This window comes from Echinicola jeungdonensis, assembly GCF_030409905.1.
GTDB lineage: Bacteria > Bacteroidota > Bacteroidia > Cytophagales > Cyclobacteriaceae > Echinicola > Echinicola jeungdonensis.
On sequence record NZ_JAUFQT010000001.1, the window covers coordinates 1,056,521 to 1,071,923 of the forward strand.

11 protein-coding genes are annotated in these 15,403 nt (G+C 39.0%); 8 read left to right on the plus strand and 3 right to left on the minus strand.

The genetic code is table 11. The features are described from left to right. Window positions 1-78 precede the first annotated feature (78 nt). A complete protein-coding gene (gene hemW / locus QWY93_RS04520) occupies window positions 79-1,203 on the plus strand; it encodes a radical SAM family heme chaperone HemW (RefSeq protein ID WP_290246984.1) in 1,125 nt (374 codons plus the stop codon). A 25-nt stretch (window positions 1,204-1,228) separates the two neighbouring features. Then, window positions 1,229-1,543: a DciA family protein gene (locus tag QWY93_RS04525; protein WP_290246985.1), complete on the plus strand. Its 315-nt coding sequence runs from the start codon at window positions 1,229-1,231 to the stop codon at window positions 1,541-1,543. Between the two features lie 24 nt (window positions 1,544-1,567). Here QWY93_RS04525 and QWY93_RS04530 read toward each other — a convergent pair whose 3' ends face one another. Further along, complete coding sequence (locus QWY93_RS04530) at window positions 1,568-2,287, minus strand: DUF4197 domain-containing protein (RefSeq protein ID WP_290246986.1); 720 nt, start codon at window positions 2,285-2,287, stop codon at window positions 1,568-1,570. 94 nt (window positions 2,288-2,381) lie between these two features. Here QWY93_RS04530 and QWY93_RS04535 point away from each other — a divergent pair, with 94 nt between their 5' ends. From QWY93_RS04535 to QWY93_RS04560, 6 genes are all read left to right on the plus strand, one after another. Next, on the plus strand, window positions 2,382-4,451 hold the full coding sequence (locus QWY93_RS04535) for a GAF domain-containing SpoIIE family protein phosphatase (RefSeq protein ID WP_290246987.1): 2,070 nt from the start codon (window positions 2,382-2,384) through the stop codon (window positions 4,449-4,451). 24 nt (window positions 4,452-4,475) lie between these two features. Then, window positions 4,476-4,820: an STAS domain-containing protein gene (locus tag QWY93_RS04540; RefSeq protein ID WP_290246988.1), complete on the plus strand. Its 345-nt coding sequence runs from the start codon at window positions 4,476-4,478 to the stop codon at window positions 4,818-4,820. Then, window positions 4,810-5,226, plus strand: coding sequence for an ATP-binding protein (locus QWY93_RS04545; protein WP_290246989.1), 417 nt, complete (start codon window positions 4,810-4,812; stop codon window positions 5,224-5,226). The genes QWY93_RS04540 and QWY93_RS04545 overlap by 11 nt, the downstream gene beginning before the upstream one ends. A 91-nt stretch (window positions 5,227-5,317) precedes the next feature. Next, entirely contained in the window at window positions 5,318-7,330 is a 2,013-nt protein-coding gene (locus QWY93_RS04550) for a peptidylprolyl isomerase (protein ID WP_290246990.1), read from the plus strand. Then, window positions 7,317-8,195 carry a peptidylprolyl isomerase gene (locus QWY93_RS04555; RefSeq protein ID WP_290246991.1) on the plus strand — a complete coding sequence of 293 codons (879 nt, stop codon included), beginning with the start codon at window positions 7,317-7,319 and terminating at the stop codon, window positions 8,193-8,195. Before QWY93_RS04550 ends, QWY93_RS04555 begins: the two co-directional genes overlap by 14 nt. Beyond that, window positions 8,182-9,573, plus strand: a complete 1,392-nt coding sequence (locus tag QWY93_RS04560; RefSeq protein WP_290246992.1) for a peptidylprolyl isomerase — start codon at window positions 8,182-8,184, stop codon at window positions 9,571-9,573. Before QWY93_RS04555 ends, QWY93_RS04560 begins: the two co-directional genes overlap by 14 nt. Before the next feature lie 36 nt (window positions 9,574-9,609). Here QWY93_RS04560 and pheS read toward each other — a convergent pair whose 3' ends face one another. Then, window positions 9,610-10,638, minus strand: a complete 1,029-nt coding sequence (pheS, locus tag QWY93_RS04565; RefSeq protein ID WP_290246993.1) for a phenylalanine--tRNA ligase subunit alpha — start codon at window positions 10,636-10,638, stop codon at window positions 9,610-9,612. A gap of 99 nt (window positions 10,639-10,737) precedes the next feature. Next, window positions 10,738-15,024: a hypothetical protein gene (locus QWY93_RS04570; protein WP_290246994.1), complete on the minus strand. Its 4,287-nt coding sequence runs from the start codon at window positions 15,022-15,024 to the stop codon at window positions 10,738-10,740. Between the last annotated feature and the right edge of the window lie 379 nt (window positions 15,025-15,403).

Here is a 15,403-nt window from a genome sequence, read left to right on the forward strand (position 1 = left end):
TAAGTAGGGTAAAATGGATCCTTTTCAAGCAGTTGTAATGTTGTTTCTTTACCTTTGTAAAAGTTAAAAGTAATCAATTTGGCAGGAATATACATCCATATCCCATTCTGCAAAAAAGCATGTCACTATTGTGATTTCCATTTCAGCACCAACACCCAATTAAAGGGCAAGATGGTAGATATGATATGCAGGGAACTGGAACTGCAGAAAAATTACCTGGGGAATCAACATTTCATTGACACAGTCTATTTTGGAGGAGGGACTCCATCCCTGTTGAGCCAGGAAGAAATCGGGAAGATTTTAAATACAATCAGCAGGCATTATTCACTTAGCCTAAAGGAGCTTACCATGGAAGCCAACCCCGATGACCTAAGCCCTGCCAAACTCCAAACCCTCAAATGCCTTGGAGTGGACCGCTTGAGCATCGGAATCCAAAGCTTCAATGACCAAGTACTTAAGTTTTATAACCGGTCGCACAATGCTGGCGAGGCTTTCCAGTGTATAGAAAATGCCAGAAAAACAGGATTTGAAAAATTATCAATTGACTTGATGTATGGTTTCCCACAAGCTGACCATCAATTATGGAAAAAAGACCTGGAAGAAGCCCTGAATATTAACCCAGGCCATATAAGTAGTTATTGTCTGACTATAGAACCGAAAACCGTGCTGGGTAGGTGGACGGAAAAAGAAAGGTTCTTGCCTTCTTCGGAAGATTTTAATGCTGAACAATTTGAGATATTGCAGGCAGAAATGGGAAAAGCCGGCTACATCCAGTATGAAATTTCCAACTTTAGCTTACCTGGTGCATTTGCCCTCCACAACAGCAATTATTGGAAAGGGGTCCCCTATTTGGGAGTGGGCCCAAGTGCACATTCTTATAACGGCATCGACCGGCAACATAACCTGGCCAATAATGCCAAGTACCTTCAAAGTCTTGAAAAGGGTATTATACCTTTCGAAAGGGATGAACTCAGTTGGCAAGACAGGTTAAATGAATATTTACTTACTTCTTTGCGAACAATTTGGGGTGCCAGTCTTTATAAAATTTTAAAAGAATTCAGAGTGGATTTGTTGGAGCAAAAACAGGCTCAGTTAGAAAGTTTCCAAAAGGAAAAACTATTGGAAATCCAGGCCAATCAACTAATTCTCACTTCAAAAGGCCGTTTACTAGCAGATCATATTGCGGCCCAGTTATTTGTTTGAACGCAAAATCCCTACCTTTAAAACCATGAGCAGATATAAAGATAAATTTTCAAGAAAAAAGGACATCACCCCTTTAAAAGAAGCTTTTGAGGATTTGCTTCAGGCTTATAAACTCAAAGACCGTTTTAATGAAAGAAAGGTGGTCAGTGCCTGGGGAGAATTGATGGGGAGGTCCATTGCTAACCGAACTTCTCAGTTATTTGTCAGAGAGAAAAAACTCTATGTCAAACTTACATCAGGTCCCATAAAAAAAGAGCTCATGATGAACAAATCAAAAGTCCTCCAAATCATAGAGGACAAATTTGGTAAGGAAACCATCGAGGATATTATTTTCCTGTAAATCCCTTATTGAATGGTTATCAGCCTATTGATCCTGGGCTGCAAAAACTCTCTTCAAAATGGCAGAGGTCCTTTCTGCAGGATTTTCCCGGATAGCTTTTTCTTCCTGAGCAATCAACTTAAAAAGCCCATCAATGGCCCTTTCTGTTACGTATCCCTTTAAATCAGGATTGAGCTTATTGGTAGTAGTAGGAAAAGCATTGTAAGTATTTACTATTTCGCCATAATATCGGGTTGCCCCTACCTTATTTAAAGATTCCTGAATATGGGGTTCAAAAAGTTGCGCCAATTGGCCTGAAGTGGTTTTTCGAAGGTATTGGGTAGCCGCATCATCCTCCCCCCTGAGAATATCCCAGGCATCTTTTAAGGTAAGTTGCTTGATCGCATTAATAAATATAGGCTTGGCTTCCAAAGCGGCATTTTCCGCTCCTCTGTTAATGGTCAAATGGACCTTGTCCAATTCACTTCCAAAGCCAATCCTTCGGATGGTATTTTCCACTTTTTGCACTTCTTCTGGAAGCCCAATTCTGATTAAATCATTTCCATAAAAGCCATTTTCTTTGGAAGCACTTTCAGCACCTTCTGAAATCCCCTTAATCAAAGCTGCTTTCAATCCCTCACTCACATCCTCATCAGTCAAAGTAGCTTCACTAACTCCTTTCATAAACTTGCTGACTTCGGAAGAAGTACAACCAAAAACGCCAAGGATAGTGGCAGACAACAATAAAAAGCAAAGATTTTTCATAGAATTAATATTTAGGTTTTTCACCGATTAAAATGCCCCAATCTTACCAATGGATAATTGGGGGACATTATGTATTATTGTATTGATTTTGTAAATGATTAGATTTCCCAACATAAATATCGGAAAAATTGTCCTTTTAGTGGCCGTTCTAACATGGCTGGCCATGCTTTTTGTGGACTTGCTCCGGCTTTTTGGTTCCATCAATCAGATGAACCAGGGCATTGCCCCGGAAGTTACCTGGACCCTGGAAATCATCTTTTTCTTTTTGGTCTATATCTTTTACAATAACATTATCAACAAAAGCGAAAACAACAATTTTGTTCAATTAATTTGGCGTGCAGCCTCCATTGGTTTGATGGCCACGGGAATTTCTTTGTTGATTCATTTCTTTTATTATCTCTTAGGCAGCAGCAGGCTGTCCACTGACCCCCTGTTGAGAAATTTCTTTTACCATATCAATTTTGGTACCACAAGTATATTTTTGATTTGCGCCACCCTGCTTTGGAAGCATTTGATCCTGTACCAAAAGAACAAAAATGTTGTTCAGCAATGGCAAATATATGAGGTCATGCTATTGGTCAGCATGTTTTTCATCTATTTTAATAAAAACACTTTTGACTTTACCTTTTTATTTGGCCTTTTGTTCCTTTTGATATTCGGCATTATCATTTCCGCCAATCTCAAATGGATTCCCTACCTGACCTTTAAGGACAAATGGAAATCCATTTTATTCCTGGCCATCATATTGATATGTACTTTTTTTCTTTTTATCCAATTACTTTCTTATAGTGAAAGCGGGTTTATTCTGGTCAATTTGATGGACAACCTCTTCCTTTTGGGTTTATTTGGATTTGTATTTATTTATTCTCTATTCAGTTTTTTGGTCACTTTATTTAACCTGCCAACCTCCTCCGTTTTTGAGCAAAAACTTACAGAAGCAATCAATTTCCAGAAACTGAGCCAATCCATACAACCGGGACAAAATGAAAGCCAGGTGCTTGACATCCTTATGGACAGTTGTATGAGTGCTGCTTATGTGGATGCAGCTTGGTTGGAGATTATGGGAGAAGATGGAAATATTGAAATCCAGCACCAAAGATTTATCAGTAACAAGGACAGAAAAGAAACCAAAAAAATTATCCAAAAAACGAAGCTCTTTTCGGAATACCTGAATAATACGGCCCAAAACACCCCTGAATACCTTAGCGGAACCATCTCTCACGATACTTTCAAATCAGCATTGGTTGTACCCATTAGGGTAAATAAAAACCTTTTGGGCAATATTTATTTATTGAAAGAGATTAAAAATGGCTTCAACAAAGAAATGCTGAATATCATCCTGACTTTTGTCGGGCAAGCCAGTATTTCGGTGGAAAATTACCGTTTATTGAATGAGGCTATTCGGAACGAAAGGTACAAAGAAGAGTTGAAAATCGCTCAGAGGGTACAAAGAAGCCTGCTGCCCTCTACCTTGCACCATGACGATAGTTTTGAAATAGTTGGCTTTTCAGAGGCTGCAGATGAAGTAGGCGGGGATTATTATGAAACCTTTCAGTTTAGCGACCACCAGTTTGCCCTGATCATTGGGGATGTTTCCGGGAAGGGCACCTCGGCCGCTTTTAATATGTCCCAAATGAAGGGCATCTTCCATAGCCTCGTGCAAATGGAGTTGAGTCCTGTGGACTTCCTGGACAAGGCCAACTATGCCTTGAGCAGTTGCCTGGCCAAAAACCATTTCATTACCACAACCTATTACATTCTGGATACAAGGAATAAAAAACTAACCTTTAGCCGGGCGGGCCATTGTCCCACGCTTTATTTCAATATCAAAACTCAAGAAGCCAGTTTTCTAAGTGTTGGGGGGCTTGGGCTTGGAATTTTGAGGAATGAAAAATACAGGAATTATTTAGAGGAAAAAACGCTTCCCTATCAGGAAGGAGATATCCTGGTAATGTACACCGATGGAATCATAGAATCAAAAAATGAAAATAAGGAAGAGTTTGGGTATGACAGGTTGAAGGAGATAATAAATCAAAATCATAATTTAAGTGCCCAATTGATCAAGGAAAAAATAATTCAGTCGGTATACGATTTTGTCGGCAAATCTGCCTTGCCCGACGATGATTACTCTCTTCTGGTCCTAAAATTTCAAAATAAACATTAGCTTTTACTAAGCGTATAATTATTTATGTTACAAATCAGTAAGCAAAAACATCCGGACCATGTCACCTTGCTGCTCAAAGGTCAGGTCGATGCCAGCAACTCGATAAAGTTGGATGAAGCCATCCAGGAGGTCATAAATGAAAACAACCAAAACATCCTTATTGATGGGAGTGAGCTGGAATATATTTCATCTGCTGGTTTAGGTGTTTTCATGTCTTACCTGGAAGATTTCCAAGAGCAGAAAATTCAATTTGTCATATTTGGGCTGTCCGAAAAAGTCAATAATGTTTTTCATATCCTCGGCCTCGACCAACTCATTTCGCTAAAAGCAAACAAAGAAGAAGCGCTCCAGATGATATATGAAGCATGAGCTAACATTATATTGTGAAAAGAATAAACTTTCCGAGTTGAGGACCTTCCTTGATCGGGTATTAAATGCCTCCCAACTATCGGATATCAATAAAAACCAATTGATACTGGCAGTGGAGGAGGTATGCGCTAATTTGATCATTCATAGCCATGACTGCAACCCCAGGGATTTTATCAAATTGAAGGTCAATCAATTGGACCAAAGCATCATTTTTGAGATCATGGATTCCGGGGAAGCTTTTAACATGACCGAATATAACGAACCGGACCTCAAAGAAGTCATAAAAAAAAGAAGGAAGGGTGGGCTTGGCATCAAATTGGTCCGAAAAATCATGGACACCATTGAGTTTGAATCCTCAGAAAACCAAAATATTTGCCGGTTGATTAAACAATTGAAATCCAAATAATTGTTAATTAACGGTACATATCCCCTTTGTATTCACCATTTCTACGCTAAAATTTGTAACATTGCACTATTGTTTTGGCATGTTAAAAGTTATGAAAATAAAATATCTGTGTCTTTTGACATTGGGCATCGCTACAGCTTGCTCCCCTGCCTCAAAGGTAATACCAGCGGACTCAGGGCAGGAATATCAGTACCTGATGACCATTGGTAATGAGGATATCCCTGCTGAGGAATTTTTACATGTATTGTCCAAATCCCGTGATTTTGATGATGAATCGCAGAAACTTTCCAATGAAGAATTTGAGGAGAACCTTTCCCTTTTTATCAATTATAAACTAAAGGTAAAAGAAGCTGAAGCATTGGGAATGCATAAAAGTGAAGAGTTCCGCAGGGAGTTCGAAACTTTCAAAGAGGATCTAAAAAAGCCTTATCTACTGGAAAGTTCTTTACGGGAAGGAGAGGTCAGAAAAGCGTACAACCGCTTACAAGAGGTTGTAAATGCCAGTCATATTTTGCTCCGTTTTCCTTCCAATGCAAGCAAGGAAGATTCGATCGCCGTATATAATATGGCCAAAAAACTTCAGAAAAAAATTCAGGATGGAGAAGACATCAACCAACTTGCACTGGAATACTCCCAGGATCCATCTGCCGTAAAGAACAAAGGGGACTTGGGTTATTTCACAGCACTTCAAATGGTTTACCCCTTTGAGGATGCAGTCTATGAGTTGAAACCAGGGGAAGTTTCTAATCCCGTTTTGACCCAATTTGGTTATCATATCATAAAACTTAAGGACCGCAAACCCAATCCTGGCCAGGTCAAAGTTTCCCATATTCTTGTTCGCACCGATCCGGCTGACCCCATTTCAGAAGATCATGCCAAAAGAAAAATAACCGATATTTATACCGAGCTCCAAAAAGAGGAAAGTTCCTGGAAGGAAGTTTGTCAAAACTTCTCTGAAGACCAGGGCACCAAGCAATCCGGTGGAGAATTACCTTGGTTTGGGGTGGGATCTTTTATTCCCGAATTTGAAAATATGGCATTTTCCCTGGAGGAACCTGGGGAAATTTCCGCCCCTATTAAGACCCCATATGGCTATCACATCATCCGTTTGGAAGCTTCCAAACCATTGGGCTCTTTTGATGAGCTGGAAGAAAGCCTCAAGGCCAAAATACTAAGAGACAGCAGGTCTGATCTGATCAAGGAACAGGTCATGGCCATGCAAAAATCAAAATATGATTTCAGGGAAAACTTATCCGTCTCCAATAAGGTAAAAGATATTTTTGACAATTATCTTCCTGGAGACCTAGAAGCTATAAAGAATGAAATCTCCCATCAACAATTATTGGACAGCACCCTGTTCAGCACCCAAAATGGCAAAAAATCCGTAGCTGATTTTATCCAATTTATCAAAGCGGACGAAGTAGTGGTAAAACCAAAAGCAAAACAGTTTTTCAAGCCATGGTATCATAAGTTTGAGGAGGTTTCCCTCAACGAAGCCGAAGAAGCCGACTTGATGAAAAACAATGAATCCTTTCAATTATTGGTCAAGGAGTATAGGGATGGCATTTTGCTATTTAATCTAATGAATGAAAAGGTATGGCAAAAAGCCCTAAATGATACCTCCGGGCAGAAAACTTATTTTCAAGACCATCAAGAGCAATATCAATGGGAAAAAAGAGTAGGAGCTTTAGTTATCAAGGTAAATCAAAAAAATTATAAAGACAGCCTTTATGCTTTTTTAAAAGAAAAGCCTTATTCGGGAGACCTGAAAAAGAAATTGGAGGAAAGATTCCTTAAACAAGAACCTTTGGCTTTTACGATGGAACAAGGCACCTTTGAACTTGAAAATCACCCGGTATTGTCCAAAGTGGATTTGGGCAAAGAACTTCAGGATCTGGATGTGAACAAAAGTCTTTACTTTGTTGCCTTAGGAAACACAATTCCTTCAGGCCCCAAAAAATTTTCTGAAACCCGGGGAAAAGTCATTCAGGATTATCAGGAAAGCCTTGAGGATGATCTGATTAAAACATTAAAAGAACATTATATCATCCAAATCAATCAGGATGAAAAAAACAGGATAGCCAATATTGTTGTCAAAAATTAATTCCATACTGCTCAGCTTTGTATTCCTGCCCATGGTAGGTTGTGACTTCTTTAAGTTTAAAACTGCTGAAGAGGAAAAAAACAACCCCGTGGTGGCTACAGTGGATGGCAATTCTCTGCGGCATGCGGATCTGGATTTTGTCACAAAAGAAACACAAGGGCTGGCTGATAGCACCAATTTGGCCAAAAGGTATGTGCAGTCCTGGATCAAAAAACAATTAATGATCAAAGCGGCAAGCAAAAACATTACTATTAGTCAGGCAGAATTGGACAAAAAGCTGCTTGATTACAAATATGCCCTGATCGTCTATCAATTTGAAAAGGATTATATAGAAGAAAACCTGGACAGGGAAGTCAGCGAGGAAGATATTGCTACCTACTACCAGAAAAATCAGGAAAATTTCACGCTAAAGGAAATTATCGTCAGGTCCAATTTTATCAAAATGGAAAAAACCCTTTCCCAAAACACCCAAGTGGAAAGGATGCTGAAAAGGAACGAAGAAGATGACAGGCATAAATTAAGGGATTTGGCTCTTAAATCAGCCACCAATTATTTTCTGGAAGACTCCACCTGGATAAAATTTGAGGACATCATCATCAATACTCCCCTGACGGAAACCACTAATGTGGTGCAATTATTGCAGCAAAATGATTTTATCAAAGTAGAGGATGACACCTATAATTACTATTTTAAAATTCTTGATTTTAAATTACAGGACCAGGTTCCACCGGTGGAATTTGTAAAAGATGAAATATCGAAAATCATCATCAACAAAAGAAAAGTTAGTTTAGCAGAGGAACTTCAAAATCAAATTTATAATCGCGCACTGGAAAATAATGAGTTTAAAATATATGAACAGCCCTAAGACAGTATTGACCCTATTGAGCTTTTGTCTATTATCCTTTTCCCTATTTGCACAAAGTAAGGAGGATAAGCAAGAAAAACCCGAAGGGCAGGTATTGGACAAGATTATTGCCAAAGTGGATAATTACATTATCCTAGAGTCCGATTTGCAAAAAGCATACGTAGACGCAGTCTCACAATCCCAGGAAGGCTTTGAAGCCCCTAGCCGTTGTGATATTTTTGAATCCCTGTTGATCAATAAACTTTTAGTTGCCAAAGCTGAAATTGATTCGGTCATTGTAACCGATGCAGAGGTAATGCTTGAAGCGGACAGAAGATTTTCCATGATTCTGCAGCAATTTGGGGGAGATGAAGATATGCTGGTTGAAACTTATGGAAAGACAGCAGAACAATTAAAAGCTGAACTTCATGACAAACTCAAAGAACAACAGATCATTTCCAAAATGAGGAAAAACATTACTCAGAATTTGGCGGTATCCCCCGCAGAGGTTCGGGAATTTTACAACCAGATACCTAAGGATTCCCTACCTTTCTTTTCTGCAGAGGTAGCCGTTGGGCAAATTGTAAAAAAACCAGAAGTAAACAGGGAAGAAAAGGACCGAGTGGCGGACAAACTCAGGGAAATCAAACAAAAAATCCTTGACGGTGAAGCTGATTTTGCCAAGATGGCATTGAGGTATTCTGAAGATCCCGGCTCAAAAACCAGAGGAGGGGATCTAGGTTTTTCACAAAAAGGGGCCATGGTGCCTGAATATGAAGCTGCTGCTCTGAAATTAAGGGAAGGAGAAATCAGTGAACCTGTGGAATCTGATTTTGGGTACCACCTAATTCAATTACTGGAAAAAAGATCCGACTCTTACAATTCAAGGCATATTTTGATCAAACCCAAACCCACTAAGGAAGATATTAAAAGAACAGAAAGGGAATTGGACAGTTTAAGGAATTTGATCGCATTGGACAGTATAGAATTTTCCAAGGCCGCCAAAGAGTATTCTGAGGACAGAAACACTTCTGATAACGGCGGTTTCTTTACCGACCCCACAACCGGAGCTAACCGATTAACTTTGAGGACACTGGAAGACCCTATTCTTTATTTCACCTTGGATACCATGAAAGTGGGAACCCTAAGTCATGCCATCAGTTATGAGGAACAAAACCAAAGGACAGGGGAATCAGAACCTGCAGTTCGCCTATTGTATTACAAAAACCGTTTTCCCGCCCACAGAGCCAATTTGAAAGACGATTATGAGAAGTTAAAAGCTGCAGCCAAAAAGAAAAAAGAAAGTGAAATTCTGGATGAATGGTTTAAGCTGGCAAAAGAAGAAGTCTATATAGATATTGATCCTGCTTACGATCGTTGTAATGCATTAGAGGACTAAAAAAAGAGCGAAGTAAAAATTTACTTCGCTCTTTTTTTATAACAATGGTTTAAACTGTTTGAGGAAACGGATATCATTTTCAGTAAACAGTCTTAAATCTTTTATTTGATATTTAAGCATGGCAATTCTTTCAATTCCCATCCCAAAGGCAAAGCCTGTATATTTTTGATTGTCGATACCACAATTTTCCAGGACATTGGGATCCACCATTCCGGCACCGCCAATTTCTACCCAGCCAGTTCCTTTACAAATATTACAGCCTTTTCCCTTACACAGAAGACAGGAAATATCGATTTCCGCACTTGGTTCTGTAAAAGGGAAGTAAGAAGGCCTAAAACGAACTTTGGTTTCTTTTCCAAACATTTCCTTGGCGAAATGATAAAGGGTCTGTTTCAGGTCAGCAAAACCAACATTTTCATCCACATACAGCCCTTCTACCTGATGGAATATACAGTGTGCCCTGGCAGATATGGCTTCATTTCTAAAAACCCGACCTGGGGACAATGTACGGATCGGTGGTTTCTGATTTTCCATCACCCTGACCTGAACTGAAGAGGTATGAGTTCTAAGGGCAATATCCGGATTTTTTTCAATAAAAAAGGTATCCTGCATTTCCCTGGCAGGGTGGTTTTCAGGGAAATTCAGGGCGGTAAAATTATGCCAATCGTCCTCAATTTCCGGTCCCTCAGAAAGGTTGAAGCCAATACGCTCAAAAATCTCAATAATCCGTTGTTTGGTAGCGGTAAGGGGATGAATGCCGCCTACTTCCACATTGGTTGGGGGCAGGGTCAAGTCGATATCTGAAGATTTTGCTTTTTGTGTTTTGGCATTTACCGTCTCAATCAACTCCTTGAATTTTTCCTCGGCCAGTTGTTTGACGCTATTAACCAATTGGCCAAATTCCCTTTTTTGATCATTGGGAATTTCCTTCATGGCAGAGAAAAGATCACCAATTACACTTTTTTTGCTGATAAACCGCATGCGGTAAGCTTCCAGTTCTTCTTTGGTGTTGGCTTCAGCCTTAGAAATCTCAGATTTTAGGGCTTCTACTTTATCTTGATACATACATTCAATTCGGTTTTCGAAATGCAAATCTAAAATATTATCCCTTAAAGGCCACAATTTAGCCCAATTGCTTTTGAGCCTAAATGCAAATCGTCTTGATTATTCCTCTTCTTTTCTTGCGGGACCTGGTTCTCCCAAGCCAAGACTTCCTTTAATACCAGAGAAAGTTGATTTCCACCAGAAGTTAAAAATGAACTTTCTTTTATCCCTTTCGAAATAAATTGGGGAACTTTGGAGCCGATTGAAAAATTGACGGGGATTATTACCACGAACGGCAAAAACATTCATTACAAAATTCAAAATTCCCTTTCTTCCACCTGCTTTTTTCAAAGTCCTCTCATCAAGCAAACTAAGGGCCAACCGGTTATATCTTAAAGTCATATGTCCCTCAGAAAAATCATCATTGGCCCTAAAAGACCAAAAAGAAGGTTTTATGGTTCCCCTTTTCAACCTGGCAAAAGCATTTGTAGCCAATATGGTATTAATTATACTAGCATCAAATTCCCCAATTTCAACATCAACATCCATTGGATAAGGCGCCTCAAATTCCATGTCCACCGATACACCAATCTTCCCTGCCCCATTGATTAAAGCTCCTGCTTCCAAAACACTGGAATCTGGTTGATAATCATTGGCCAAGCTTTTACCTAAATGGAATGGACTGACTCTTGCATTTAGGGAATCAAAAGTAATATGCCCTGGAACCATTCCTTTTTCCGGAAATTCCTCATAAATTACCTGAGCATCATTTAAAAAAAGTGAATCCACTTCCATTTTAATGCCGGACTCCCTCATCAATTGCTGAGGCATGGGTCGGAACAAGTCTTTTTCCAAGGGATACCTTTTGTCCCTAAAAACTTGAACTCTGGGTTTCTGAATATCCATCTTATGGGCCAGAATGTCTTCATTTTGCAGTAATTGAGGGACATCCAAACCTTCAAATTTGACCAATGGTATATGAGCTTGGATAGCATCTGCTTGATGGCCTAACCTTTTCATATATTCATACCTCCCATAGCGGGGTTCAAAGAAAACATCTTTCAGCACCATTTGTCCCTTCGTTAGAACAACCAATCCAACTTTTAAGATGTTAAGGCTATCTGGTAGTTTTAATTCATAATCGGGAAGCTCAAACTGATAGCCCTCATTGAGGAAGATTTTTTCATCAAATGTTGAAGGTTTGGTGAAATCAAACTCTAAATCACTGAGTTCAACATTCAGGTCTTCAAAAGCCTGAACCGCAATTCCGTCACCTTTTTTCCTCAACCTGATTGTCCCACTGTCCAAATGGAATTTATCCACCCTAAGGTTTTGTATAACATTTTGAATTGCTTCCTGTTGATTTTCGTTATTTTGGACTTTGGCTAGCTTTTCCTGATCAAGATAAAGGGTTATTTCAGGATTTTTTAGTTTAAGATCTTGGATGTTAAAATCTTTCGTCTCTTGAAAAGTTGTCAGGGATTGGGTTTTAAGGGTCACGAGCGGAATTCTTGCTTCTATCACCGGGACACCTTTTTTCCCATAATAGTTAACCGGTTGCACATTGAAATTTTCTAGAATAATCTCATCACTTTGAGTATTTAACTCCACTTTGCTAAAATTGATGGTATGAATGCTGTCCTGCAGGGAAAGGGAAAAATCATCAATATCAAGGGCCATGTTTGTAAAGAAACCGACAATATCTCCTTCCTGAAGTTTGGCAGAATCCAAAAACAATCCATAAAAGGATAGGTTTACCCCTGTATTGATCAGTTTCCGCTCTTCGTTATTTTTACTGAACAAAAGATCAAACCGGGCATTGTCAGCTTGAACTGTATCAATCTGGATAACATCAATGGTTTTAGGCAAATTACGGTCCTTTTTCTTTTCATTTTCGGAATCTTCTTCTGCCAATTCCTGATCCCTATTTACATATAAATATACACCAGCATCGGAAAGCCTTACTTTGGAAAGGGAAAGGGTATTATCAAACAAAAAGGCCTCTAAATCCACTCCTTTAAAACTCAACTTTGGAATATCCGCACCAAGGGCCACCTTCATACCAAGGTCCCTCCTTGGTCTAAGCCTAACATTGGAAGTTACCAATTCATCCTGAGAGGAATTGAAACGAACCCTGTCTGCCTGAATTGTATACTTTCCTTCGGCAATGTTAAACACATAATTATTTAAACTGATATCCAGTTCTTCTGCAAACAACAAACCGTTTTCTTCCTGATCAATGCCACCTTCCCCTAAGGCAAAATTTCTTAGGTGGATGGAAACTTCATTCTCAGAAAAAGTTCTTATCCGGTCTCCCACAAAATTGTCATATTCAATGGAACCATCCATCACACTCACCGAATCCACCTGTATCAAAGAAAAATAATTATTTAACAATCGGTAAATATCACTTCTTTCCACTTTTTCCTTTTCCCCTGTTTTTTCTATGTAGCGGCTGATCTTTATTTCTGGGGAGGGGATTTCAATCTGCTTAATCCTTAATTTATTTTTGAAATAGGCAGTTGGAATATCTATACCATGGACATAAAAAGCGGGAATGTGAATATCCAAGGCAGTGGTTTTCTCCAAACGATGTAAATTTTGCTGAAGATTATCAGGCTCCAATGGAACAAAGCGAAAACCATCAATCTGAAGAAAATCAGATTTGGTATCCACAAATATGCGGTCAGCACTAAAAAGGTGTAGGTTGTCGGCCAGTTTTAAAGCATAATCCTCAATTTCCAACTGTAAATCTTCCGCTAAAAATATCCTGTTTGTGGAATCAGGTTCCAACTCCTCATCAAGTGAAAAATTCTCCAAAACAAAACTCACCTTACCAAAAGAAAGGCTATCCTCGCTCATCTGGATCTTGTTACTTAACACCATATCTCCGTTGTTCAGTTCTAAACGATCGATATAAATTGCTCTTAAATAATCCTGGGTAAGTTTCTTGAGGGTACTGTTTACCTTTTGTTCATTGCCTTTTCCGATATTTACCAAAAATACAGATGGGGATGATATCTCCATCTCACTGATGTCCAATACGCTTTCATTATATATTCTTTTCAGATTGGCCTTTTCGAGACTTAAGGAAGGAATCTCCACCTCAAATTGATTGACATCTTCTTCAACCTCTTCATGAGGTGCAAGCCGGATTCCATCAATTTTCACCCTATCCTCTGCAGAAGACAAATAAACCTTTTCACCTGTAACCCAATGAACCCCATCTGCAAGCGCCACTTTTACCTCAGAAAGGTCCAAAACAGCATCCTGAGCATAGAAAAACTGGTTATTTTTCTTTTCTTCATCAGGGCCTAAATAAACCTGATTCATTTCAAATTGAATTCTTGCGGCCTCAATCCTATTCTTATTTGGGTCAGAAAGACTTCTTTGGAGGTACTCTCCATCTTTTATTTCAAGATCTTCAATGCTTATGGAGGCCAGAATATCCTTAATCAAAGGATACAGGTTATAGTTTTCTATTTCCCTATCCATTTGACCTCCCTCAGAATAAAGGGAAAACCTTGGCTTGTTAATTTTTAAACTCCCAATATCAACCTCGGTGGTATAAAAAACTTTGTTTATATCGGCATCTTCCAATTCCAGGTTATCCAAAAGGATTTCATAATAAACCTCAGCAGATTGAGAAAGATCTGGCACCAAATTTATGGAATTTGCCCTGATAAAGTTTTCCAATGAAGAAACCTTGACCTTTGCCGCTTTGATGGTATGGACACTATCGGCCAACAACATTTCAAAATTTTCAATCCCCATTTCGAAACCTTGGGCATTAAAAGGAGCCGGAACCTCTCTGGGCTGGAGGAGCCGCAAATTTTGAATGTGTAAATTCGCATTTTCCGCCTGAATAGACCTCTCGCTCACAAAATTCTCCATTAAAAAATCGGCTTGGTCCACAAACAAATCTTTCAAAAGAATTTCATTGATTTCCAATGCCTGTATTGATTTGCGAACTTCTTCTTCAAACAATTGCAAACTGGTTCGGCCACTGGATTTCAAAATATCCTCTTCATGGCGGGACTGAATCATGGGATTCTGAAACCGCAAAGTCCCAATTTCAATTACTTTGTCCGAAAAATCGTAACGGAGACCTTTTAGGGAAACCTCAGGTACGTTGATTATATAATAAGGCTTTTCCTCTCTTTCAAAAACTGATTCATCATTGGGAGTAAGTGTAAAGGAATCAAAATAGAACCCCAACTCCAAAAGTGAAATATTGAACCGTTCGAAATCTATGGCATATTTACCTCCGGATTTTTCCTCCACTTTTTTTTGCAGATAACTTCTTAACAGCCAGTCAGAACCAAAATAAAGGCTCACCTGTAAAAAAAGTAAAGAAAAAATGGATATGACAAAGACACGGATCAACCTCCGATGGGATTTTTTCACCCCCCTTTTATTTATTTTTCTTTCAGCCATAAATTACCTTAATAAAGCAATTTAAATGCTGAAATTGAATTTTAAAAAGAAAAAATTAGGGGTAACCCCTATCACAAAAAAAAACTTCTATAAAACAGCGACCTAAGTCATTTGAATTATAGAAGTTTTTATCATTTTATTATTTGCTGTAGGAGAAGGATTCGAACCTCCACGGAGAAGTTAGGCGACACAAGAGCTCTATGTGCGCTTTATCCCAGAATCTCCACCCCCGAGACAGGAGGGCTTGTCTGCCAATTTCAACATCCTACAGTATTTCAACCCTTTCGGCCGATTTGATGTTTCAAAGGTAACAAAGGCATTTAAATATTAAAATTAAACTAACAACTCT

What these genes read in the sequence shown, in the direction of transcription:
- QWY93_RS04525 (WP_290246985.1), top strand. Translation starts at nt 1,229, where the DNA reads ATGAGCAGATATAAAGATAAATTTTCAAGAAAAAAGGACATCACCCCT.
- QWY93_RS04530 (WP_290246986.1), bottom strand. Translation starts at nt 2,287, where the DNA reads ATGAAAAATCTTTGCTTTTTATTGTTGTCTGCCACTATCCTTGGCGTT.
- QWY93_RS04535 (WP_290246987.1), top strand. Translation starts at nt 2,382, where the DNA reads ATGATTAGATTTCCCAACATAAATATCGGAAAAATTGTCCTTTTAGTG.
- QWY93_RS04540 (WP_290246988.1), top strand. Translation starts at nt 4,476, where the DNA reads ATGTTACAAATCAGTAAGCAAAAACATCCGGACCATGTCACCTTGCTG.
- QWY93_RS04545 (WP_290246989.1), top strand. Translation starts at nt 4,810, where the DNA reads ATGAAGCATGAGCTAACATTATATTGTGAAAAGAATAAACTTTCCGAG.
- QWY93_RS04550 (WP_290246990.1), top strand. Translation starts at nt 5,318, where the DNA reads ATGAAAATAAAATATCTGTGTCTTTTGACATTGGGCATCGCTACAGCT.
- QWY93_RS04560 (WP_290246992.1), top strand. Translation starts at nt 8,182, where the DNA reads ATGAACAGCCCTAAGACAGTATTGACCCTATTGAGCTTTTGTCTATTA.
- pheS (WP_290246993.1), bottom strand. Translation starts at nt 10,638, where the DNA reads ATGTATCAAGATAAAGTAGAAGCCCTAAAATCTGAGATTTCTAAGGCT.